The following is a 21987-nucleotide window of genomic DNA, read 5'->3' as shown; positions in this document are numbered from 1 at the left end:
GCCCATCTGGCTGCCGGCAGGCGATCCGCGAAAAGCGTTCCGGCACCTTGAGTCCGCCTTGCGAAATGCCCGGTCGGCAACTGGCGCTTCTGTGGGTTTGTCTGTGGAAAAGCTGTTCGCATTCCCCGTTGAAAAAATGCCTTCGGCGGTCGGGGGAAAGGCATTGGACGGAGCCGCAGAATTTCTCCCGGTTGGCGAAAGAGCCAGGGAAAAGGTGCTGTGGAATGCGCCACGACGGTGCATCGCGAAACTGTGGACAGCGGATCCACCCATGGCGCCGCCGAGCATGCTTCCGTCGATCGCCGCGGACTTTCCTGGAAAGCCGGAAAACCCAGTATCCATGGGCATCATGGCGTCTAAAGGGGAAGTCCTGGAGACATTTTCACGGGCATTCCCGTTCCGCGGGTTTCCTGTGGAAAAGCTGTTGGCAAACTGTGCCGGAAGCGGGCCGCCGGGGCTGCCCCAGGGATTCGGCCGACCCGTGGCTTGGCCGGGAGAGATCGTCCTGCCGTGCTCCTCCGAACGGCTGTCGATATCTTGTGGATAAAGCTGTTGGCAAAGTGTTGGAAAAAATGCCTTGCCAGGTCGCGCCCATGGCCTGCCGGGTTGGCTGTTTTCTGTCCATCGCCAATGTTGCGAAAATCGCCGGGACGATCGGCGCGGGAGGCTTCCCAAGGTCCCGGATGGGCTCCCGACACGCTGTGGATAACTCTGTGAGCAAGGTGGTGATGACTGTTTTGCGACAAATGCTCACGCGGGTGCGCCGCAGGGTTGCCCGCAAATGTGCCGCGGCGTCCCAGGCGTGCTCCGGCTTGGTGCCGCTCGGCGCGGCAGCCTGGCCCGTGGCTCCCGGCGCAAGCCGCGTTCCAGGGCTTTCCTGACCTCCTGGCCAGGTATTTGCACCGGCCGTGGCATCGTCGAGCAACCGACCGGGCCCGCCATGTCCGCACCTACCTCCTTCGCGCCGCCGCGCCTCGAACTGCGCGGGATCAGCAAGCGCTATCCGGGTTGCCTGGCCAACGACCGCATCGACCTGTGCATCGACGCCGGCGAGATCCACGCCCTGCTCGGTGAGAACGGCGCCGGCAAGAGCACGCTGATGAAGATCATCTACGGCGTGACCCGTCCCGATGCCGGCGAGGTCCGCTGGCAGGGCGAGCCGGTGCAGGTACGCGACCCGGCTCGCGCCCGGGCGCTGGGGATCGGCATGGTGTTCCAGCATTTCTCCCTGTTCGAGACGCTCAGCGTGGCGGAGAACATCGCGCTCGCCCTCGGCGCCGAGGCGGGCAGCCCGCGCCGGTTGGAGGCGCGTATTCGCGAGGTGTCGCAGCGCTACGGCATGCCGCTGGAGCCTCGCCGGCTGGTCCATGGGCTGTCCATCGGCGAGCGCCAGCGGGTGGAGATCGTGCGCTGCCTGATGCAGGACATCCGCCTGCTGATCCTCGACGAGCCGACTTCGGTGCTGACCCCACGCGAGGCCGAGGATCTCTTCGTCACCCTGCGCCGTCTTGCGGAAGAGGGCTGCAGTGTCCTCTTCATCAGCCACAAGCTGGCCGAGGTCCGTGCGCTCTGCCAGCGCGCCACGGTGCTGCGCGGCGGACGGGTGGCCGGACAGTGCGTGCCGGCGCAATGTTCCGATCTCGAGCTGGCGCGGCTGATGGTGGGCGACGCCGAGGGCCTGGCGGCGGAGTATCCGAAGGTTACCGGCGGCGCGCCTTTCCTCCAGGTGCGCGACCTGCACTGGCGCAACCCGGACCCCTTCGGCGTGTCCTTCGCCGGCCTCGATCTGGAGGTGCGCAGCGGCGAGATCCTCGGTATCGCCGGGGTCGCCGGCAACGGCCAGGACGAGTTGCTCGCTCTGCTCAGCGGCGAAGTGCGCCTGCCGCGCGCCCAGGCCGAGCGCATCCGCCTCGGCGGCTGCGCCGGCGCGGACCTGGCGCCGGATGCGCGGCGCCGCGCCGGCCAGGCCTTCGTGCCCGCCGAGCGGCTGGGGCACGGCGCGGTGCCGGAGATGAGCCTGGCGGACAATGCGCTGCTCACCGCCTTCCAGCAGGGTCTGGTGAAGCGCGGGTTGGTCCGGCGGCGCAAGGTGCTGGCGCTGGCCGAGGAGATCATCCGCCGTTTCGCCGTGAAGGCCCCGGGTGCCGGGGCGCCGGCACGCAGCCTTTCCGGCGGCAACCTGCAGAAGTTCATTCTCGGCCGCGAGATCCTCCAGGCCCCGCGCCTGCTGGTGGCGGCGCATCCCACCTGGGGCGTGGACGTCGGCGCGGCGGCGCTGATCCACCGCGCGCTGATCGCCTTGCGCGATGCCGGTACGGCGATCCTGGTGGTCTCCGAGGACCTCGACGAGCTGTTCCTGCTCAGCGACCGCATCGCCGCGCTGTGTTCGGGTCGGCTGTGCCCGGCGGTCGCCACCGCGAGCGCTTCGCCGCAGCAGGTCGGCGGCTGGATGGCCGGTCAATTCGAGGCGCCGGCGGCAGTCGCCGGCGCCGTTGCCCAAGGGAGCCTGTGATGCTGTTGTCCCTGGAACCGCGCGGCCGGCAGTCACGCTGGATGCTGCTGGCCTCTCCGCTGCTGGCGGGGCTGCTGACCCTGGTCTGCGGTGCGCTGCTGTTCGCCTGTCTCGGCCACGATCCGTGGCAGACCCTGCATACCGTGCTGGTACAGCCGCTCAGCGACCTCTATGGGCTCGGCGAGCTGCTGGTCAAGGCCATGCCGATCCTGCTCTGTGCCCTCGGCCTGGCACTGGCCTACCAGGCGCGCGTGTGGAACATCGGCGCGGAGGGCCAGTTGCTGGTCGGCGCCCTGGCCGGCAGCGCGGTGGCGATCCAGTTGCTCGACTGGCAGAGCCGCTGGGCGCTGGCCTGGGTGCTGCTCGCCGGCACCGCTGCCGGGGCGCTCTGGGCCGGGTTCGCCGCCTGGCTGCGAACGCGCTTCAACGCCAACGAGATCCTGACCACCATCATGCTCAACTACATCGCGCTGAACCTGCTGCTGTACGGCGTGCACGGGCCGTTGAAGGACCCGGATGGCTTCAACTTCCCGCAGTCGGCGCTGTTCGGCGAGGCCAGCCGCCTGCCGGCGCTGTTCGAGGACAGCCGGGTGCACCTTGGCGCATTGTTCGGCCTGCTGGCGCTGGCGGCGGTCTGGGTGCTGGCGCAGCGCAGCTTCCTCGGTTTCCAGGTCCGCGTGCTCGGCCTCGACCGCCGCGCCGCCGGTTTCGTCGGTTTCCGCGAGAAGCGCCTGGTCTGGTTCGTGCTGCTGTTCTCCGGCGCGCTGGCAGGCCTGGCCGGCGTCTGCGAGGTCGCCGGGCCGATCGGCCAACTGGTGCCGCAGGTCTCGCCGGGCTACGGCTATGCGGCGATCACCGTGGCCTTCCTTGGCCGTCTCAATCCGTTCGGCATCCTCTGCGCCAGCCTGCTGATGGCGTTGCTCTACCTCGGCGGCGAGGCCGCGCAGATGAGCCTCAACCTGCCGTTGGCGCTGACCGGGCTGTTCCAGGGGATGATGCTGTTCTTCCTCCTCGCCTGTGACGTGCTGATCCTCTACCGCCCACGTTTGCACGGACGCTGGCGCAAGCGCCCGGCGCTGCGCGACGCCCTGGCCTGACCGAACCGCCGAGGAACCAAGATGGATATCGATCTGCTCGACAACCTGCTGTTCGCCATGGTCCGCACCGGTACTCCGCTGCTGCTGGTGGCCCTGGGCGAACTGGTCTGCGAGAGAAGCGGAGTGCTCAACCTGGGCCAGGAGGGGATGATGCTGTTCGGCGCGGTGATCGGCTTCATGGTCGCCTTCTCCAGCGGCAGCCTGTGGCTCGGCGTGCTCCTCGCGGTGCTCGCCGGCATGCTGCTGGCGGCGCTGTTCGCCGGGGTCGCCCTGTACCTGAACGCCAACCAGGTGGCCTGCGGCCTGGCGCTGACCATCTTCGGCGTCGGCCTTTCGTCGTTCGTCGGCGCCGCCTGGGTCGGCAAGCCGCTGCAAGGGTTCGCCCCGCTGGCGCTGCCGGTGCTGGGCGAGTTGCCGCTGCTCGGGCGCATGCTGTTCGCCCAGGACGCGCTGGTCTACCTGAGCCTGGCGCTGTTCGCCGCGGTCGCCTGGATGCTCCTGCGCAGCCGCGCCGGGCTGGTTCTCCAGGCGGTCGGCGAGAACCCTGACGCGGCCAGCGCGATGGGCCTGCCGGTGCTGCGCGTGCGCACCCTGGCGGTGCTCTTCGGCGGCGCCATGGCCGGCCTGGCCGGTGCCTACCTGTCGCTGGCCTACACGCCGATGTGGGCGGAGAACATGACCGCCGGACGCGGCTGGATCGCCCTGGCGCTGGTGGTCTTCGCCAGTTGGCGGGTGTTCCGCGTGCTGCTCGGTGCCTGGTTGTTCGGCCTGGCCAGCATCCTGCACCTGGTGGCCCAGGGGATCGGGCTGTCGATTCCGGCCAACCTGCTGGCGATGCTGCCCTATGCGGCGACCATCCTGGTGCTGGTCCTGCTCTCCCGCGATGCCCTGCGCACCCGGCTGTATGCCCCGGTTTCCCTGGGCCAGCCGTGGAAGGCCGGGCACTGACGAGGGCAGGTTCTTCGATTAGTTGTTTTAACTATTTATATATTCTTCGATAGATTTAGATAATTTCACTGATGGCCTAAATCAATGGGGCATTTTTGCCGAACCCCGTTAAGATTCTCCCAGTCGATTTGAAACACCCCATTCAACTGAGAGAGGAACGACTGATGTCCCTGATCAACACTCAAGTCCAACCGTTCAAGGTCAACGCTTTCCACAACGGCAAGTTCATCGAGGTGACCGAGGAATCCCTGAAGGGCAAGTGGTCGGTCCTGATCTTCATGCCGGCTGCCTTCACCTTCAACTGCCCGACCGAGATCGAAGACGCCGCCAATAACTACGGCGAGTTCCAGAAAGCCGGTGCCGAGGTCTACATCGTGACCACCGACACCCACTTCTCGCACAAGGTCTGGCACGAAACCTCCCCGGCAGTCGGCAAGGCCCAGTTCCCGCTGATCGGCGACCCGACCCACCAGTTGACCAACGCCTTCGGCGTGCACATCCCGGAAGAAGGCCTGGCCCTGCGCGGTACCTTCGTGATCAACCCGGAAGGCGTGATCAAGACCGTCGAGATCCACTCCAACGAGATCGCCCGTGACGTCGGCGAGACCGTGCGCAAGCTGAAGGCCGCCCAGTACACCGCCGCCCACCCGGGCGAAGTCTGCCCGGCCAAGTGGAAGGAAGGCGAGAAGACCCTCGCTCCGTCCCTGGACCTGGTCGGCAAGATCTAAGACCGCGCCGGCGGCATTCGCCGCCAGCCTCTCCGGCGGACGATCCCTCGCGGATCGTCCGCCCTTCACCCAGCCAACGCGCCGTGCAGGGCGGATGTCCCATCCGCCGGGGATACGTTTGCCCGAATTTCGAGGAGCTGAACCATGTTGGACGCCAATCTTAAAACCCAGTTGAAGGCCTACCTGGAAAAGGTCAGCCAGCCGTTCGAGATCGTCGCGTCCCTCGATGACAGCGACAAATCCCGCGAGCTGCTGGGCCTGCTGCAAGACATCGTCGGCCTGACCGACAAGATCACCCTGAAGACCGACGGCAGCGATGCGCGCAAACCGTCGTTCTCGCTGAACCGCCCCGGTGCGGACATCGGCCTGCGCTTCGCCGGTATCCCCATGGGCCACGAATTCACCTCGCTGGTGCTGGCCCTGCTGCAGGTAGGCGGCCACCCCTCCAAGCTCGACGCGGACGTGATCGAGCAGGTCAAGGGCATCGAGGGCACCTTCGAGTTCGAAACCTACTTCTCGCTGTCCTGCCAGAACTGCCCGGACGTGGTCCAGGCGCTGAACCTGATGGCCGTGCTCAACCCGAACATCCGTCACGTCGCCATCGACGGCGCGCTGTTCCAGGATGAGGTCGAGGCGCGCCAGATCATGTCGGTGCCGAGCATCTACCTCAACGGCGAAGTCTTCGGCCAGGGCCGCATGGGCGTGGAAGAGATCCTCGCCAAGATCGACACCGGCGCCGCCGCCCGCGACGCCGAGAAGCTGACCGCCCGCGACGCCTTCGACGTGCTGGTGGTCGGCGGTGGCCCGGCCGGCGCCGCGGCGGCGATCTACGCCGCGCGCAAGGGCATTCGCACCGGCGTCGCCGCCGAGCGCTTCGGCGGCCAGGTGCTGGACACCATGGCCATCGAGAACTTCATCTCGGTGCAGGAGACCGAAGGGTCGAAGCTGGCGCGGGCGCTTGAAGAGCACGTGCGTCACTACGAGGTCGACATCATGAACCTGCAGCGCGCCAGCAAGCTGGTTCCGGCGAAGAACGCCGGCGAGTTGCACGAGGTGCAGTTCGAGAGCGGCGGCAGCCTCAAGGCCAAGACCCTGATCCTCGCCACCGGCGCTCGCTGGCGCGAAATGGGCGTGCCCGGCGAGCAGGAGTACAAGGCCAAGGGCGTGTGCTTCTGCCCGCACTGCGACGGCCCGCTGTTCAAGGGCAAGCGCGTGGCGGTGATCGGCGGCGGCAACTCTGGCGTCGAGGCGGCCATCGACCTGGCCGGCATCGTCGCCCACGTGACCCTGCTGGAATTCGACAGCAAGTTGCGCGCCGACGCCGTGCTGCAACGCAAGCTCTACAGCCTGCCGAACGTCGAGGTGATCACCAGTGCTCTGACCAGCGAAGTGAAGGGCGACGGCCAGAAGGTCACCGGCCTGGTGTACAAGGACCGCAACTCCGAGGAGTTCAAGTCGATCGAGCTGGAAGGCATCTTCGTGCAGATCGGCCTGCTGCCCAACACCGAGTGGCTCAAGGGCAGCGTCGAGCTGTCGCCGCGTGGCGAGATCATCGTCGACGCCCGTGGCGAGACCTCGCTGCCCGGCATCTTCGCCGCCGGCGACGTGACCACGGTGCCGTACAAGCAGATCGTGATCGCCGTGGGCGAGGGCGCCAAGGCTTCGTTGAGCGCCTTCGACCACCTGATCCGGACCTCCGCGCCGGAGTGACCCGGCCAGCGACCGTCGAACCAGGGACGCCCGGAGCGCGAAAGCGCCCCGGGCGTTTTCGTTGGCGCGACCGCCCGCCTCAGGCCGGGATATCCAGGTTCGCGTGGCCCGGCGCGGCGGCCGCCTCGGCGTAGACCTTCTCGTCGTCCTCGATCACCCGCGAGGCCGGCCCCACCAGCAACGGGTCCGGCTCATGGGCGATGCGCCGGTCCTTGTCCGGGTAGTCCAGCGAGTGCAGGAAGTGGCGGATGCAGTTGAGTCGCGCGCGCTTCTTGTCGTCGGACTTGATGACCGTCCACGGCGCGTCGGCGGTGTCGGTATGGAAGAACATCGCCTGCTTGGCGGCGGTGTAGTCGTCCCACTTGTCCAGAGACTTGATGTCGATGGGCGACAGCTTCCAGTGCTTGAGCGGATCGTCGCGGCGCGAGATGAAGCGCCGCAGTTGTTCCTCGCGGCTCACCGAGAACCAGTACTTGAACAGCAGGATGCCGCTGTTGGTGAGCATGCGCTCCAGCTCCGGCGCCTGGCGCATGAACTCCAGGTATTGCAGCGGCGAACAGAAGCCCATGACCCGCTCGACGCCGGCGCGGTTGTACCAGGAGCGGTCGAAGAAGACCATCTCGCCGGCGGTGGGCAGATGTTGGATGTAGCGCTGGAAATACCACTGGCCCTGCTCCTGGGAGGACGGTTTCTCCAAGGCTACGATCCGCGCGCCGCGCGGGTTCAGGTGTTCCATGAAGCGCTTGATGGTGCCGCCCTTGCCGGCGGCGTCGCGGCCTTCGAACAGGACCACCACGCGCTGGCCGGTCTCCTTCACCCAGCTCTGCACCTTGAGCAGTTCGATCTGCAGGTCGTGCTTGGCCTTCTCGTACTCGTTGCGGCGCATCCGCGTGTGATAGGGATAGTTCGCCGGCAGGCTCGCCGAGGTGCTGTCCTCGCTGCTGCCGTGGGGCGCACTGGCGACCTGCAGGGCCACCGGCTTCTGGCTGATTGCCTGGATCTCCTCGCGGGCCTTCTGCGCCGGGCTGGCCACTCGCGGGCGGCGGGTCGCCGGCTTGCGCGGGGCGCGGCGGGCGGCTGGCCGGGCCGGCTTGGCCGGCTGCGCGGCGGGTTGCTCGGGGGAGGGGGGACTGACAGTGGGTTCTTCGCTCATGCGGGACTCCTTCCGTTCTACGTTTTCAGCTATGCAGTCCCCCACTCTATGCCCCTGCCGGGAGGCGTCCGTTGACCCCCATCAAACCGCGCCCGGCCGCCACCGGGAGGAAAGCCTTACACCTCTCCAGAAATCCCTTGTAGGATATCGCCACGCGCGTGGCGTCCCGTCGTCGCCCCGCGGACCTGGATCAGCAGACAGGGTGAACACTGAGCTGGCTCTCATCAACCGAGGGCCGGCAGCGTTCGCGCCGGCCCGCCGATCCGACGAAGGTCCGCACATGTCCCGCACCTGGATTCGCAATCCCCTCGCCATCCTCACCGCCAACGGTCTCGACGCCGCCGGCGGCCTGGTCGTCGAAGACGGCCGCATCGTCGAGCTGCTCGGCGCCGGCCAACAGCCCGCGCAGCCCTGCGCCAGCCAGTTCGACGCCAGCCGGCACGTGGTGTTGCCGGGGTTGGTCAACACCCATCACCACTTCTACCAGACCCTCACCCGCGCCTGGGCGCCGGTGGTCAACCAGCCGCTGTTCCCCTGGCTGAAGACCCTCTACCCGGTCTGGGCGCGGCTGACCCCGGAGAAACTCGCACTGGCCACCAAGGTGGCGCTGGCCGAGCTGCTGTTGTCCGGCTGTACCACTGCCGCCGACCACCACTACCTGTTTCCCGGCGGCCTCGAACAGGCCATCGACGTGCAGGCCGGGGTGGTCGAGGAACTGGGCATGCGCGCCATGCTCACCCGCGGCTCGATGAGCCTCGGCGAGAAGGACGGCGGCTTGCCGCCGCAGCAGACGGTGCAGGAAGCCGAGACCATCCTCGCCGACAGCGAGCGACTGATCGCCCGCTACCACCAGCGCGGAGATGGTGCCCGGGTGCAGATCGCCCTGGCGCCCTGCTCGCCGTTCTCGGTGACTCCGGAGATCATGCGCGCCAGCGCCGAACTGGCGGCGCGCCACGACGTACGCCTGCACACCCACCTGGCGGAGACCCTCGACGAGGAAGACTTCTGCCTGCAGCGCTTCGGCCTGCGCACCGTGGACTACCTGGATAGCGTCGGCTGGCTCGGCCCGCGCACCTGGCTGGCCCACGGCATCCACTTCAACGCCGAGGAGATCCGCCGGCTCGGCGAGGCGGGCACCGGTATCTGCCATTGCCCGAGTTCGAACATGCGCCTGGCCTCGGGCATCTGCCCGACCGTGGAGCTGGAGGCGGCCGGCGCGCCGATCGGCCTGGGAGTCGATGGCTCGGCTTCCAACGACGCCTCGAACATGATCCTCGAGGCGCGCCAGGCCCTGTACCTGCAACGCCTGCGCTACGGCGCCGAGCGGATCACCCCGGAACTCGCCCTGGGCTGGGCAACCCGTGGCTCGGCACGCCTGCTCGGGCGCAGCGACATCGGCGAGCTGGCCCCCGGCAAGCAGGCCGACCTGGCCTTGTTCAAGCTCGACGAGCTGCGCTTCTCGGGTAGCCACGACCCGCTCTCGGCGCTGCTGCTGTGCGCTGCCGACCGCGCCGACCGGGTAATGGTCGGCGGCGTCTGGCGAGTGGTCGACGGTGCCGTGGAGGGCCTCGACCTGGCCGCCCTGATCGCCCGCCACCGCGCTGCGGCGAGTGCCCTGATCGCCGGTTGATGCGGGTTCCGGTAGGGGAAGCGCCGTGCTTCCTCTGTCGGTTCGCATAGGTCGGCGCGTGGCCCGCAACTGGCTAGACTGTGGCATTCCCCACCAGGAGCCGCCCCATGTCACGCGCCGCCCGCCCATGCAATCGCTTTTGCAGCCTTCTGCTAGGACTCGCCCTGCTGATGCCCGCCAGCCTTCCTCTGTCCGCTGCCGAAACGGTGGCGCCGCCATCGCCGCGGACGCTGATCATCGACACCGATCCGGGCGCCGACGATGTGATCGCCCTGCTGTTCGCCATGGCCTCGCCGAAGGAGCTGAAGATCCAGGCGCTGACCACCGTCGCCGGCAACGTGCCGCTGGAAAAGACCGCGCGTAACGCCCGGCTGGCCCGCGAGTGGGGCAAGCGCCCGGATATCCCGGTCTACGCCGGCGCCCCGCGACCGCTGCTGCGCACGCCGATCTACGCCGCCGACGTGCACGGCAGCGAAGGCATCAGCGGCGTCGAGGTGCATGAGCCGAAGCAGCCGCTGGCCGAAGGTAACGCCGTGGACTACCTGATCCGCACCTTGCGTGCGGCGCCGGAGAAGAGCGTGACCCTGGCCATGCTCGGCCCGGAGACCAACCTCGCGCTGGCCCTGACCCAGGCCCCGGACATCGTCAAGGGCATCCGCGAGATCGTGATCATGGGCGGCGCCCACTTCAACGGCGGCAACATCACCCCGGCCGCCGAATTCAATATCTTCGCCGACCCCCACGCGGCGGAAATCGTGCTCAAGAGCGGGGCGCCGATCACCATGCTGCCGCTCGACGTGACCCACAAGATCCTCACCAGCCCCGAGCGCATCGCCAAGCTGCGCAACCTCGGCAACCAGGCCGGCAAGACCGTCGCCGACATCCTCGACGCCTACGTCCAGTACGACATCAAGTACTACGGCCTGAAGGGCGGCCCGGTGCACGACGCCACGGTGGTCGCCTACCTGCTCAAGCCCTCGCTGTTCAAGGGCAAGCGGATCAACGTGCAGGTCGACAGCCGCGAGGGCATCACCTTCGGCCAGACCGTGGCCGACTGGTACGGCGGCCTCAAGCAGCCGGCCAACGTCGAGTGGATCAACGAGGGCGACGCCCAGGGGTTCTTCGACCTGCTCACCGAGCGTATCGCCCGCCTGCCCTGAGTCTCTCGCCGTACGGCCGGCGCCGGGTCAGCCGTGGCGCCGGCTGGCGAGTTGGCGCAGGGCCTGCTCGGCGTCGCCGACGACTAGCGTTGCCGGCACCGCCAGCATCAGGTTGAGCGGCAGGCCGAACTCTTCCAGGGTCATGCCGTCGCGGTCGCGGGTCGGATCCTCGCCGATCAGCTCCGGGGTGTGCCGGCGGATCCGCTCGGCGTAGCTGCCGGCGTCGTCGACGTAGCCATAGACCGGCTTGCCGAGGGCGGTGGCATAGCCGACCTCGAAGGCGGTGCCGCTGTCCGGCTCGGCGCCGCGGAAGAAGTTCAGGTTGGCCAGCACCGCGTCGGCGCGTTCGATCAGGCCGATGTTGGCGCGGTAGATCCAGGCCGCCTGTTCGCGCGGCTCGGCGAGCTGTTTCGGCAGCGCGTTGTCCAGCGGGTAGAGGCCCTCGAAACCGTAGCGTGCGCACAGTGCCTTGAGTGCTTCGCCGTGGGCGACGGCGTCGGCGCGGAACACATCGGGACCGGCCAGATAGAGTTTCCGCGGCCTGGCCGCGGCGCGTACGCCCGGCAGGCTGCCGAGCAGGGCGCCGGCGGGCAGCAGCAGGGCTGCCAGGCGCAGGAAGGTACGACGGCTGCTGGAACCCTTGGATCGGTTCATCGGATGCCTCTTGCAGGCCGGCCTCCCGGATGGGGCCGTTGTTGTCCAGGATTATGGCCGGCAAGCGACGGGCCGGGCGGCGGCTATCTGCCAGCAGCTAGGCGACGGCCTTCCCGCGATGTCAGGCGCGCTCGAGTTCCTCGGCGAGGCGTCGCAGGGCCTCGCGCGGGCCGCCGGCGACCAGCCGCGAAGGCACCGCCAGCATCAGGTTCAATGGCAGGCCGAAACCCTCCAGTTGCCATCCGTCGCGGTCCTCGCCGGGGCGCTCGCCGAGCCATTCCGGCGCCAGCCGGGCGAGGCGCTCGGCGTAGGCGCCGGCATCGCTGAGGTAGGCATATACCGGCTTGCCCAGGGCCAGGGCGTAGCCCACTTCGAAGGCGGTGCCGCTGTCCGGCTCGCTGCCGCGGAACGGTTCGAGGTTGGCCAGCACGCAGTCGGCGCGCTCGATCAGGCCGACATTGGCGCGGTAGATCCAGGCGGCCTGTGCGGCCGGCTCGCGGATGTCGGCGGGCAGGGCGTGGTCGAGCGGGTAGAGGCCGAGGAAACCGAACTCGGCGCAGAGCGCCTTGAGCATTTCGCCGTGGGCCTCGGCGTCGGGGCGGAAGACGTCCGGCCCGGCCAGGTAGATCGCGGTCATCGCGTGCGTGCCTTGTTACGGAAAGCCAGCGCCCATGGTAGGCCATCGTGGCGGCGCCGGCATGCACCAAGCGATGGCGCGCTGCACCGTCCTGCAGCCGCGCCGGCATGGCGCGGCACGCAGAAGCGCGGGCTTGAGCGGAGTTGTCCGGGTGGTCAGGTAATTGCATCGGCGGGCGGGCTGAACGCGAAGCCACGCCCGATGGCCAACCCTGCACTCACCGGAGCACGCCCATCCATGAAACACCGTCGCACGCAATCCCACATGTCCGTCCTGCGCCGCCTTGCCGCCGTCCTCGGCCTCGGCGCCTGCGCTCTCGCCGCCGAGGCCGCCGAACCACTGAAGATCGGCTTCGTCTATGTCGGCCCGGTCGGCGACCACGGCTGGACCTACCAGCACGAACTGGGCCGCCGCGAACTGGTGGAGCACTTCGGCGATAAGGTGAAGACCAGCTTCGTCGAGAACGTCGCCGAGGGCGCCGACGCCGAGCGGGTCATCCGCAACCTGGCGAAAGACGGCTACGGCCTGGTCTTCACCACTTCCTTCGGCTACATGAACCCCACCGCCAAGGTGGCCCGGCAGTTTCCCAAGGTGACCTTCGAGCACGCCACCGGCTACAAGCGCGACAGGAACCTCGGCACCTACCTGTCGCGCTCCTACGAGGGACGCTACGTCGGCGGCTTCCTCGCGGCGAAGATGACCCGCAGCCACAAGATCGGCTACATCGCCTCGTTTCCGATTCCCGAGGTGATCCGCGACATCAACGCGATCCAGCTGGCGCTGGACAAATACGACCCGCAGGCCGAACTCAAGGTGATGTGGGTGAGCACCTGGTTCGATCCGGGCAAGGAGGCCGACGCGGCCAACGCGCTGATCGACCAGGGCGTCGACGTGGTGTTCCAGCACACCGATAGCCCGGCGCCGATCCAGGCCGCCGAGCGTCGCGGGGTGTACGCCGTGGGCTACGCCTCGGACATGCAGCACTTCGGTCCGAAGACCGTGCTCACCTCGATCGTCAACGACTGGGGCCCGCACTATATCCGCTCGGCCCAGGCGGTGATGGACGGCACCTGGAAATCCGAGGACTTCTGGGGCGGCCTGGCCGAGAGTACGGTGGTCCTGCCGCTGAACCAGGAGGTGCTGCCGGCGCCGGTACGGGAAGAGGCGGGCAGGCTGATCGAGTCGATCCGCAGCGGAGCCTTCCACCCCTTCACCGGGCCGATCCGCGACCAGTCCGGCAAGGAGCGTTTCGCCGCCGGCGTCAGCGCGACCAATGCCGACCTGGCGTCGATGAACTATTACGTGGAAGGCATCAAGGCCGACCTGCCGAAGTGAGCCCTGGCCTTGTATGGAAAAAGTCGCCGAGCGCAGGCACTTTCCGTACAGGGCCCATCGAGGAGAGCGCGATTGGACCGTCTACCCATCATCGACATCGCCCCGCTCTACGGCGCCGACCGTGGCGCCTGGAACGACGTGGCGCGGCGGATCGACCAGGCCTGCCGCGAGTGGGGCTTCTTCTACATCGCCGGACACCCGTTGCCGGCCGCGCGCTTCGAAGCCCTGCTGGCGGCAGCGCGGGAGTTCTTCGCGCTGCCCGTCGAAGAGAAGCTGAAGATCGATATCACCCGTAGCCGCAACCATCGCGGCTATGGCGCGATCGCCACCGAGCAGCTCGACCCGGCGTTGCCCAGCGACTTCAAGGAGACCTTCGACATGGCCCTGCACCTGCCGGCGGAGCATCCCGACGTGCGCGCCGGCAAGTCCTTCTACGGGCCCAACCGACACCCCGACCTGCCCGGCTGGGAGGCCCTGCTGGAAGGACACTATGCCGACATGCTGACGCTGGCCCGTACCGTGCTGCGCGCCCTGGCCATCGCCCTGGGGATCGAGGAGGACTTCTTCGATCGCCGCTTCGAGCAGCCGGTCAGCGTGTTCCGCCTGATCCACTATCCGCCGGCCTCGGCCCGGCAGAGCGCCGACCAGCCCGGCGCCGGCGCGCACACCGACTACGGCTGCGTGACCCTGCTCTACCAGGACGCCGCCGGTGGCCTGCAAGTGCAGAACCGCCAGGGCGAATGGATCGACGCGCCGCCCATCGACGGCACCTTCGTGGTCAACATCGGCGACATGATGGCGCGCTGGAGCAACGACCGTTACCGCTCGACCCCGCACCGGGTGATCAGCCCGCGCGGGGTGCACCGCTACTCCATGCCGTTCTTCGCCGAACCGCACATGGATACCGAGATCCGCTGCCTGCCGGGCTGCTTCGACGCGGACAACCCGCCGAAGTATCCGCCGACCACCTGTGGCGATTGGCTGATCTCGCGCTTCGCGCAGACCTATGCCTATCGGCGCGGCGAAACGGCCTGAGCCGCCCGTCGCGCGCGGGAGCGGCTCGCGGGTTTGCCGCGGGCCTGACTCCCGGGACAGGTTAAACTTGCCGGCCAAGACCAGCCTGATCGAGAACCCACCCCATGTACGAATGGCTCAACGCCTTGCCCAAGGCCGAACTGCACCTGCACCTGGAAGGTACCCTGGAGCCGGAGCTGCTGTTCGCCCTCGCCGAGCGCAACCGCATCGCCCTGCCCTGGAACGACGTCGAGACCCTGCGCAAGGCCTACGCCTTCAACAACCTGCAGGAATTCCTCGACCTCTACTACGCCGGCGCCGACGTGCTGCGCACCGAGCAGGACTTCTACGACCTGACCTGGGCCTACCTGCAGAAGTGCAAGGCGCAGAACGTCGTCCACGTCGAGCCGTTCTTCGACCCGCAGACCCACACCGATCGCGGCATTCCCTTCGAGGTGGTGCTCGCCGGCATCCGCGCCGCGCTACGGGACGGCGAGAAGCTGCTGGGCATCCGCCATGGGCTGATCCTCAGCTTCCTCCGCCACCTCAGCGAGGAACAGGCGCAGAAAACCCTCGACCAGGCGCTGCCGTTCCGCGACGCCTTCATCGCCGTCGGCCTCGACAGCTCGGAAGTAGGGCATCCGCCGAGCAAGTTCCAGCGGGTCTTCGACCGCGCCCGCAGCGAAGGCTTCCTCACCGTCGCCCATGCCGGCGAAGAGGGGCCGCCCGAGTACATCTGGGAAGCCCTCGACCTGCTCAAGGTCGAGCGCATCGACCACGGCGTGCGCGCCTTCGAGGACGAGCGGCTGATGCGGCGGCTGATCGACGAACAGATCCCGCTGACCGTCTGCCCGCTGTCCAACACCAAGCTCTGCGTGTTCGACGACATGAGCCAGCACACCATCCTCGACATGCTCGAACGCGGCGTGAAGGTGACGGTGAACTCCGATGACCCGGCCTACTTCGGCGGCTATGTCACCGAGAACTTCCATGCCTTGCAGCAGAGCCTGGGAATGACCGAGGAGCAGGCCAGGCGCCTGGCGCAGAACAGCCTGGATGCGCGCCTGGTGAAGTGAGGGGCGGCGCGCCGGGCAACCCGGCGCGCGACCCGCAAGGCGTTTCGTCGTCGCCGGCTTCTCGGTATTGATGATAAGCATTATCATTTGTGGGCTGCTCAGCATTCCCATGGCGCCGCCCCGGCGCCGGCTTTCGTGCAGCCGTCCCTCACCGATGCCCGACCGCGACCTACCCTCCGGCCCGCGCCCGGATGCCTTGCCGGCAGACGGCGAGGCGGCGCGCCGCGCGGATCTGCTCAAGGCCTTCCTGGCCCAGCGCCAGCGCATGGAAAGCCTGGTCAGCCGCTGGGTCGGCTGCCGGGCGACCGCCGCCGACCTGGTCCAGGAACTGTTCCTGCGCTTCTGGCGGCGCCCGGCCGCCCCGGTGGAGGAGCTTGGCAGCTACCTCCTGCGCAGCGCGCGCAACCTGGCCATCGACCACTTGCGTGGCGAAGGATCGCGGCAGCGGCAACTGGACGACTGGCTGCCGGAGCAGCGCCAGGGCGAGCCGGTCGGTCCCGAGCAGGCGCTCGAGGCCGGCGACCAGTGGCGCCGGGTCGAGGCCGCCTTGCGCGGCCTGCCCGAGCGGACCCGGCGGATTTTCCTGCTCAATCGCATCCACGGCCGCACCTACGCGGAGATCGCCCAGGCCATGCAGCTTTCCCAAAGCGCCGTGGAAAAACATATGATGCGCGCCCTCGACGCCTGCAAGGCGAGCCTGGCCGGCCCGGCCGGCGAGCAGGCAAGGAGCGCCCAGCCATGACCCGACCCGATAGCGACGCCGCGCCCTACGATCCCGTCCTCGAGCAGACCGCCCAGGCCTGGCTGGTGCGCCTGCGCGGTACGCCGGATGCGGCGACCCGGCGGGCCTTCGAGGACTGGCTGGCGCAGCGGCCGGCGCATGCCGAGGCCTATGCTCGCGCCGAGGCGCTCTGGCGCCTGACGGAAATACCGGCGAGCCGCCTGGCCATCGAAGAGGCCGATGCCCTGGAAGCCTACCTGCGGCCGCGCCGAGCGTCGCGCAACCCGCGGCGCTGGGCCTACCCGCTGGCCAGCGTCGCCTGCCTGCTGGCGATGCTCTGGCTGGGCGGCTGGTGGCAGCCCGGCGACTGGCTGCAGGACTGGCGTGCCGACTATGTCGCCGCGCCGGGACAGGTCGCCGAATGGAAGCTGGCCGATGGCTCCTACCTGAGCCTGGACGCCGGCAGCGCGGTGCGCGTGCGTATCGACGGCGGCCAGCGGCGGGTCGAACTGCTGCGCGGCGCCGCCGCGTTGCGGGTGAAGCGCGACGCGCTGCCATTCGTGGTCGAGGCCGGCGAAGGTCGGGCGCGGGTACTGGGCACCGAGTTCGAGGTCCGTCGCGGCGCCGGGGCGACCCGCGTCACCGTGTTGCAAGGGCGGGTCGCGGTGAGCGCCGGCACCGGTGCAGGCGCCGCCGAGGAAGTGCTGGGCGCCGGCCAGCAGGTCGGCTTCGCCGACGGCAAGCTGGGCCGGCCCGTGGCCATCGACGCCGCCGCCGCGCTGGCCTGGCGCCAGGGTTGGCTGAGCTTCTACCGGCGGCCGCTGGCAGAAGTGCTCGACGAACTCGCTCGCTACTACCCCGGACGCATTCTCCTGCTCGACGACGCGCTCGGTCGCCAGCCGGTCAGCGGCAGCTTCCGCAGCGATGATCCCGAAGCCGCGCTGAAGTCGCTGCAGGCGGTGCTCGGCTATCGCCAGCAGATCCTGTTCGGACGCCTGGTGGTGATTCGCTGACGGTGGCCCCGGTCCGTTTGGCCGCAGGAATCTTTCCCGGCGAAGAATTTTTTTGCCCTGCGGGGTGAGGTAAATCCGGCGCCGCTTCGTGTAGTGCTCATGACCGCGATTGATTCGCATTAGAAAAGCGACCGACACGAGCAACCCATGACCCCGTTCCCGCGCTTCGCCCTGCGTACTCTCCCCGCCCTGTTCCTCAGCCTCGGCTGTCTCGCCGCCACCGTGCAGGCCGCCGAGGCGGTTCGCTACCGCTTCAGCCAGGCTGCCGCGCCGCTGGCCCAGGCGCTCAACGCGTTCAGCCGGGCCAGCGGGCAGACGCTGCTCTACACCGCCGAGCTGCCGCCGCAGGCGACCGCTCCGGCATTGCACGGTTCGCTGGACGCGGAGGAGGCGCTGCAACGCCTGCTGCAGGGCAGCGGCCTGCGCGCGCGGCGGATCGACGAGCGCACCCTGACCCTGGAACCGATCCCCGCCAGCGGCGCGCTCGACCTCGATGCCACGACGGTCTCCGCCGCCGCCCCGGCGCAGGGCTACCGGCCGGCGGCCAACGCCTCGATCAGCCGCGGCGATGCGCCGCTACTGGAAATCCCCCAGGCGATCAGCGTGGTCCCGGCACAGGCGCTGCAGGACCAGCGCCCGCGCAACCTTGACGACGCGCTGGGCAACATCAGCGGCATCACCCAGGCCAACACCCTCGGCGGTACCCAGGACGCGGTGATGAAGCGCGGCTTCGGCGACAACCGCGACGGCTCGATCATGCGCGACGGCATGCCCTCGGTGCAGGGCCGCAATTTCACCGCCACCGCCGACCACGTCGAGGTGCTGAAGGGGCCAGCATCCCTGCTCTATGGCATCCAGGACCCGGGCGGGGTGGTCAACGTGGTGAGCAAGAAGCCACAACTGCAACAAGCCAACGCCCTGACCCTGCGTGGCTCGGCCTACGCCCACGGGCACAACGGCAGCGGCGGCCAGCTCGACTCCACCGGCCCGCTGGGCGACAGCGGACTGGCCTACCGGATGATCCTCGATCATGAGGACGAGGATTACTGGCGCGACTTCGGCAAGAGTCGCGAGACGCTGGTGGCGCCCTCGCTGGCCTGGTACGGCGAGGACACGACGGTCAACCTGAGCTACGAGCACCGCGAGTTCACCACGCCGTTCGACCGTGGCACGGCCATCGACCCGCGTACCAACCGCCCGCTGGACATCCCGCGCAGCCGGCGCCTGGACGAGCCCTTCAACATCACCGAGGGCCGTTCCGAGCTGACCCGCCTGGATCTCGAACGGCAGCTCGACGACACCTGGAAGGCCCACTTCGGCTACGGCTACAGTCGCGAGACCTACGACGACAACCAGGCCCGGGTGATGGCCGTGAATGCCGACGGCACCCTGACCCGGCGCATGGACGGCACCCACGGCGCGGTCAGCAGCGACAGCTTCGCCACCCTCGGCCTGAGCGGAACGCTGCAACTGGCCGGGATGCAACATGACCTGCAATTCGGCATGGACCACGAGAAGCGCAAGATCTTCCGCGCCGACCTGCTGCGCGACAGCAAGACCAGCCGCTTCGACTACCTCGACCCGGTCTATGGCCAGGTGGTGCCGTCGACCCGGGTGGTCGCCGGCGACAGCGACCAGACCGACAAGCTGCGCAGCGACTCGCTGTACTTCCAGGACTCGATCCACCTGGACGAACGCTGGATCCTGGTCGGCGGCGCGCGCTACCAGATCTACGACCAGCTCGCCGGGCGCGGCCGGCCGTTCAACGCCAACACCGATATCAACGGGCAGAAATGGGTGCCGCGCGGCGGCCTGGTCTACCGCCTGAGCGACGAGGTTTCGCTGTACGGCAGCTACACGCGCTCGTTCAAGCCGAACTCGACCATCGCCCCGCTGAGCACCGGCGAGACCATCGATTCGGCGATCCTGCCGGAGGAGGCGACCTCCTGGGAGCTGGGCGCCAAGCTGGATGTGCCGGGGCGTCTCAGCGGCACCCTGGCGCTGTTCGACATTCGCAAGAAGAACGTGCTGGTCAACGAACTCGACGGTGCCGGCAACAGCAGCGTGCGCGCCGCCGGCCGGGTCCGCTCGCGCGGCCTGGAGCTGGACCTCACCGGCCAGCTCAGCGCACGCTGGAGCCTGATCGGCAGCTACGCCTGGCTCGCCGCGGAAGTCACCGAGGACCCGACCCTGGAGGGCAAGCGCCTGCAGAACGTGGCGCGCAACACCGCGTCGCTGTCGGCGGTCTACGAACTCGGCCAGCTCTTCGGCGGCGACCGCCTGCGCCTGGGCGGCGGCGCGCGCTACGTCGGCAAGCGCCCGGGCGACCCGGCCAATTCCTTCGACCTGCCGTCCTACACCGTGGCCGATGCCTTTGCCAGCTACGACACCCGCTTTGGCGGACACGGCGTGAAGTTCCAGCTCAACGTGAAGAACCTGTTCGACCGCACCTACTACCCGTCCAGTGCCAATCGACTGTACGTGGCGATGGGCGAGCCCCGGCAGTTCCAGGTGTCGACGACGGTGGAGTTCTGAGTCGGCGCTCGCTCCAGGTGGGGTTCCCCGGCGTCCTCCTGGACGTGGAGGCCCCCCTGAAGGGCGAAGGGTCGGCGCGATGCTGCCCGACCATGCTCCATCTGGTTCCTTCTTCCCCAGGGAAGGGATTGCCCGGCGCGTGAGTCGTTCCGCCATCCAGTGCCTTCTCTCTTTGGGGAAAGGAAGGCGGAGAACCGCCTGGCACGACCTCGCCGCACGCCACACCTCGTTCCCAACCCGCCCGTTGGGTACCATGCCCGCACCACTCGCCGCCACGGCCGCCCCATGAACCTCGACAACCGCATCAAGTTCCGCCACCTCGCCTGCTTCCTCGAAGTCGCCCGCCAGCGCAGCTTCGCCAAGGCGGCGGATGCCGTGGCGGTGTCGCAGCCGGCGATCTCCAAGACCCTCAAGGAACTGGAGGAAATCCTCGGCGCGCGCCTGTTCGAACGGAGCAAGGCCGGCGCCGAGCTGACCGAGGCGGGCGTGACCTTCCTGCGCTATGCCGGCCCCTGCGTGCAGGCCCTGCGCGACGGGGTGAACACCCTGCGCGGCCACGAGGCGCAGGTCGAGACGGTGCGGGTCGGCGTGCTGTCGACGGTGGAGAGCCTGGTGGTGCCCGAGGTGATCCGGCGCCTGCACCGGCGCCACGGTGCGCTGGTGGTCAGCGTCGCCACCGGACCCAGCGCCTACCTGCTGGCGCAACTGAAGGTCGGCGAGCTGGACCTGGTGGTCGGGCGGATGACCGATAGCCCGGACATCCAGGGCCTGACCTTCGAGCACCTGTACAGCGAGTCGATGATGCTGGTGGTGCGTCCCGGCCACCCCTTGCTCGCCGCGCCCCTCGGCGACCTGCAGCGGCTGGCCGAATTCCCACTGGTGCTGCCGCTGGCCGGCACCACCATCCGCCGCCACGCCGACAGCCTGTTCGTGCAGTGGGGCATCGCGCTCGCCGGACAGCGCCTGGAAACCCTCTCGCCGACCCTCAGCCGCAGCTATGTGTTGCGCAGCGAGGCGATCTGGGTGGCGCCGCGCGATGCAGTGCGCCTGGACGTCGGCAACGGCGAGCTGGCCGAGCTGGACCTGGGTATCCGCGAACCGGGCGGTTCGGTCGGGCTGTGCCACAACGCGGCCTTGCCGTTGCCGCTGGGGGCGCAATGGTTCAGCGCGGTGTTGCGCGAGGTGGCCGCCGAGTTGCACTGATAAAGCATAACCAAATGGTTATGTATGGGGCCGGATAATTCACTGTCCCCGTCCCGCCTCCTGCGCAAGACTTCGTTTTCCATGCCTGAATCCACAAGCCTGGCGACCGATAACGCGAATAACAGGAGCCCGACATGCACGACGCCGAAAGCCGTCGTTTCGTCATCCGTGACCGAAACTGGCACCCCAAAGCCTTGACCCCCGACTACAAGACCTCCGTGCCGCGCTCGCCGAGCCAGGCGCTGGTGAGCATCCCGCAATCGCTCTCGGAAACCAGCGGGCCGGACTTCTCCCACCTCAGGCTCGGCCGCCACGACAACGACCTGCTGCTCAACTTCGACCACGGCGGCCTGCCCCAGGGCGAGCGCATCATCATGTTCGGCCGGGTCTTCGACCAGTACGGCAAGCCGGTCCCGCACACCCTGGTGGAGATGTGGCAGGCCAACGCCGGCGGGCGCTACCGGCACAAGAACGACCGCTACCTGGCGCCGCTCGACCCGAACTTCGGCGGCGTCGGCCGGACCCTCACCGACAGCGAGGGCCACTATTACTTCCGCACCATCAAGCCCGGGCCCTATCCCTGGCGCAACGGCCCCAACGACTGGCGCCCGGCGCACATCCACGTGTCTGTCAGCGGCCCGGCGATCGCCGCGCGGCTGGTCACCCAGATGTACTTCGAGGGCGACCCGCTGATCCCCAAGTGCCCGATCATCCGCACCCTTGCCGACCCGGAGGCGGCGCAGAGCCTGATCGGCCGGCTCGACATGAGCATGGCCAACCCGATGGACTGCCTGGCCTACCGCTTCGACATCGTCCTGCGCGGGCAGCGCAAGACCTTCTTCGAGAACGCCTGAGGAGCCG

18 protein-coding genes are annotated in these 21987 nt (G+C 68.5%); 15 read left to right on the top strand and 3 right to left on the bottom strand.

What is annotated here, in order from left to right; translation table 11 throughout:
- The first annotated feature begins 940 nt into the window (after window positions 1-940).
- From HMPREF3014_RS01555 to ahpF, 5 genes are all read left to right on the top strand, one after another.
- Window positions 941-2512: an ABC transporter ATP-binding protein gene (locus HMPREF3014_RS01555; protein WP_003158503.1), complete on the top strand. Its 1572-nt coding sequence runs from the start codon at window positions 941-943 to the stop codon at window positions 2510-2512.
- Window positions 2512-3609 carry an ABC transporter permease gene (locus HMPREF3014_RS01550; protein WP_003107144.1) on the top strand — a complete coding sequence of 366 codons (1098 nt, stop codon included), beginning with the start codon at window positions 2512-2514 and terminating at the stop codon, window positions 3607-3609. The genes HMPREF3014_RS01555 and HMPREF3014_RS01550 overlap by 1 nt, the downstream gene beginning before the upstream one ends.
- A gap of 21 nt (window positions 3610-3630) precedes the next feature.
- Entirely contained in the window at window positions 3631-4557 is a 927-nt protein-coding gene (locus tag HMPREF3014_RS01545) for an ABC transporter permease (protein ID WP_003083821.1), read from the top strand.
- A gap of 164 nt (window positions 4558-4721) precedes the next feature.
- On the top strand, window positions 4722-5285 hold the full coding sequence (ahpC, locus tag HMPREF3014_RS01540; protein WP_003083828.1) for an alkyl hydroperoxide reductase subunit C: 564 nt from the start codon (window positions 4722-4724) through the stop codon (window positions 5283-5285).
- Window positions 5286-5429: 144 nt separating this feature from the next.
- Window positions 5430-6995 carry an alkyl hydroperoxide reductase subunit F gene (gene ahpF / locus HMPREF3014_RS01535; RefSeq protein ID WP_023086865.1) on the top strand — a complete coding sequence of 522 codons (1566 nt, stop codon included), beginning with the start codon at window positions 5430-5432 and terminating at the stop codon, window positions 6993-6995.
- A gap of 79 nt (window positions 6996-7074) precedes the next feature.
- On the opposite strand, the gene ppk2 is transcribed toward ahpF, so the two are convergent.
- The gene (gene ppk2 / locus HMPREF3014_RS01530; RefSeq protein ID WP_003119523.1) at window positions 7075-7971 is read right to left on the bottom strand and encodes a polyphosphate kinase 2; all 897 of its coding nucleotides are present in this window, start codon (window positions 7969-7971) and stop codon (window positions 7075-7077) included.
- Window positions 7972-8428: 457 nt separating this feature from the next.
- Between ppk2 and HMPREF3014_RS01525 the strand changes: the two genes are divergently transcribed.
- Window positions 8429-9778 carry an 8-oxoguanine deaminase gene (locus tag HMPREF3014_RS01525; RefSeq protein WP_016252841.1) on the top strand — a complete coding sequence of 450 codons (1350 nt, stop codon included), beginning with the start codon at window positions 8429-8431 and terminating at the stop codon, window positions 9776-9778.
- A 107-nt stretch (window positions 9779-9885) separates the two neighbouring features.
- Window positions 9886-10938 carry a nucleoside hydrolase gene (locus HMPREF3014_RS01520; protein WP_003106723.1) on the top strand — a complete coding sequence of 351 codons (1053 nt, stop codon included), beginning with the start codon at window positions 9886-9888 and terminating at the stop codon, window positions 10936-10938.
- A 27-nt stretch (window positions 10939-10965) separates the two neighbouring features.
- On the opposite strand, the gene HMPREF3014_RS01515 is transcribed toward HMPREF3014_RS01520, so the two are convergent.
- Both HMPREF3014_RS01515 and HMPREF3014_RS01510 read right to left on the bottom strand, forming a co-directional pair.
- Entirely contained in the window at window positions 10966-11592 is a 627-nt protein-coding gene (locus HMPREF3014_RS01515) for a nucleoside 2-deoxyribosyltransferase (RefSeq protein WP_003106722.1), read from the bottom strand.
- 121 nt (window positions 11593-11713) lie between these two features.
- Window positions 11714-12229 (bottom strand): nucleoside 2-deoxyribosyltransferase, encoded by a 516-nt coding sequence (locus HMPREF3014_RS01510; RefSeq protein WP_016252843.1) that lies wholly within the window; start codon window positions 12227-12229, stop codon window positions 11714-11716.
- Window positions 12230-12466: 237 nt separating this feature from the next.
- Here HMPREF3014_RS01510 and HMPREF3014_RS01505 point away from each other — a divergent pair, with 237 nt between their 5' ends.
- The 8 genes from HMPREF3014_RS01505 (at window position 12467) to pcaH (ending at window position 21980) form a co-directional block, all read left to right on the top strand.
- Entirely contained in the window at window positions 12467-13564 is a 1098-nt protein-coding gene (locus HMPREF3014_RS01505) for a BMP family ABC transporter substrate-binding protein (protein ID WP_003123811.1), read from the top strand.
- A gap of 72 nt (window positions 13565-13636) precedes the next feature.
- Window positions 13637-14599: an isopenicillin N synthase family dioxygenase gene (locus HMPREF3014_RS01500; RefSeq protein ID WP_034017055.1), complete on the top strand. Its 963-nt coding sequence runs from the start codon at window positions 13637-13639 to the stop codon at window positions 14597-14599.
- Window positions 14600-14703: 104 nt separating this feature from the next.
- The gene (locus tag HMPREF3014_RS01495; RefSeq protein WP_003112641.1) at window positions 14704-15654 is read left to right on the top strand and encodes an adenosine deaminase; all 951 of its coding nucleotides are present in this window, start codon (window positions 14704-14706) and stop codon (window positions 15652-15654) included.
- A 196-nt stretch (window positions 15655-15850) separates the two neighbouring features.
- Complete coding sequence (locus HMPREF3014_RS01490) at window positions 15851-16396, top strand: RNA polymerase sigma factor (RefSeq protein WP_003112642.1); 546 nt, start codon at window positions 15851-15853, stop codon at window positions 16394-16396.
- Entirely contained in the window at window positions 16393-17388 is a 996-nt protein-coding gene (locus tag HMPREF3014_RS01485) for a FecR family protein (RefSeq protein ID WP_019396909.1), read from the top strand. Before HMPREF3014_RS01490 ends, HMPREF3014_RS01485 begins: the two co-directional genes overlap by 4 nt.
- Before the next feature lie 147 nt (window positions 17389-17535).
- A complete protein-coding gene (locus HMPREF3014_RS01480) occupies window positions 17536-19923 on the top strand; it encodes a TonB-dependent siderophore receptor (protein WP_019725684.1) in 2388 nt (795 codons plus the stop codon).
- 285 nt (window positions 19924-20208) lie between these two features.
- Entirely contained in the window at window positions 20209-21126 is a 918-nt protein-coding gene (gene pcaQ, locus HMPREF3014_RS01475) for a pca operon transcription factor PcaQ (protein WP_003102186.1), read from the top strand.
- A 134-nt stretch (window positions 21127-21260) separates the two neighbouring features.
- Window positions 21261-21980 (top strand): protocatechuate 3,4-dioxygenase subunit beta, encoded by a 720-nt coding sequence (gene pcaH, locus HMPREF3014_RS01470; protein ID WP_003102187.1) that lies wholly within the window; start codon window positions 21261-21263, stop codon window positions 21978-21980.
- Window positions 21981-21987 lie beyond the last annotated feature (7 nt).

The organism is Pseudomonas sp. HMSC065H01 (assembly GCF_001815235.1).
GTDB lineage: Bacteria > Pseudomonadota > Gammaproteobacteria > Pseudomonadales > Pseudomonadaceae > Pseudomonas > Pseudomonas aeruginosa.
Note: the sequence above shows the minus strand (reverse complement) of the source record. Positions and strands in the feature narration are given on the sequence as shown.

What these genes read in the sequence shown, in the direction of transcription:
- HMPREF3014_RS01555 (WP_003158503.1), top strand. Translation starts at nt 941, where the DNA reads ATGTCCGCACCTACCTCCTTCGCGCCGCCGCGCCTCGAACTGCGCGGG.
- HMPREF3014_RS01550 (WP_003107144.1), top strand. Translation starts at nt 2,512, where the DNA reads ATGCTGTTGTCCCTGGAACCGCGCGGCCGGCAGTCACGCTGGATGCTG.
- HMPREF3014_RS01545 (WP_003083821.1), top strand. Translation starts at nt 3,631, where the DNA reads ATGGATATCGATCTGCTCGACAACCTGCTGTTCGCCATGGTCCGCACC.
- ahpC (WP_003083828.1), top strand. Translation starts at nt 4,722, where the DNA reads ATGTCCCTGATCAACACTCAAGTCCAACCGTTCAAGGTCAACGCTTTC.
- ahpF (WP_023086865.1), top strand. Translation starts at nt 5,430, where the DNA reads ATGTTGGACGCCAATCTTAAAACCCAGTTGAAGGCCTACCTGGAAAAG.
- HMPREF3014_RS01525 (WP_016252841.1), top strand. Translation starts at nt 8,429, where the DNA reads ATGTCCCGCACCTGGATTCGCAATCCCCTCGCCATCCTCACCGCCAAC.
- HMPREF3014_RS01520 (WP_003106723.1), top strand. Translation starts at nt 9,886, where the DNA reads ATGTCACGCGCCGCCCGCCCATGCAATCGCTTTTGCAGCCTTCTGCTA.
- HMPREF3014_RS01515 (WP_003106722.1), bottom strand. Translation starts at nt 11,592, where the DNA reads ATGAACCGATCCAAGGGTTCCAGCAGCCGTCGTACCTTCCTGCGCCTG.
- HMPREF3014_RS01510 (WP_016252843.1), bottom strand. Translation starts at nt 12,229, where the DNA reads ATGACCGCGATCTACCTGGCCGGGCCGGACGTCTTCCGCCCCGACGCC.
- HMPREF3014_RS01505 (WP_003123811.1), top strand. Translation starts at nt 12,467, where the DNA reads ATGAAACACCGTCGCACGCAATCCCACATGTCCGTCCTGCGCCGCCTT.
- HMPREF3014_RS01495 (WP_003112641.1), top strand. Translation starts at nt 14,704, where the DNA reads ATGTACGAATGGCTCAACGCCTTGCCCAAGGCCGAACTGCACCTGCAC.
- HMPREF3014_RS01485 (WP_019396909.1), top strand. Translation starts at nt 16,393, where the DNA reads ATGACCCGACCCGATAGCGACGCCGCGCCCTACGATCCCGTCCTCGAG.
- HMPREF3014_RS01480 (WP_019725684.1), top strand. Translation starts at nt 17,536, where the DNA reads ATGACCCCGTTCCCGCGCTTCGCCCTGCGTACTCTCCCCGCCCTGTTC.
- pcaQ (WP_003102186.1), top strand. Translation starts at nt 20,209, where the DNA reads ATGAACCTCGACAACCGCATCAAGTTCCGCCACCTCGCCTGCTTCCTC.
- pcaH (WP_003102187.1), top strand. Translation starts at nt 21,261, where the DNA reads ATGCACGACGCCGAAAGCCGTCGTTTCGTCATCCGTGACCGAAACTGG.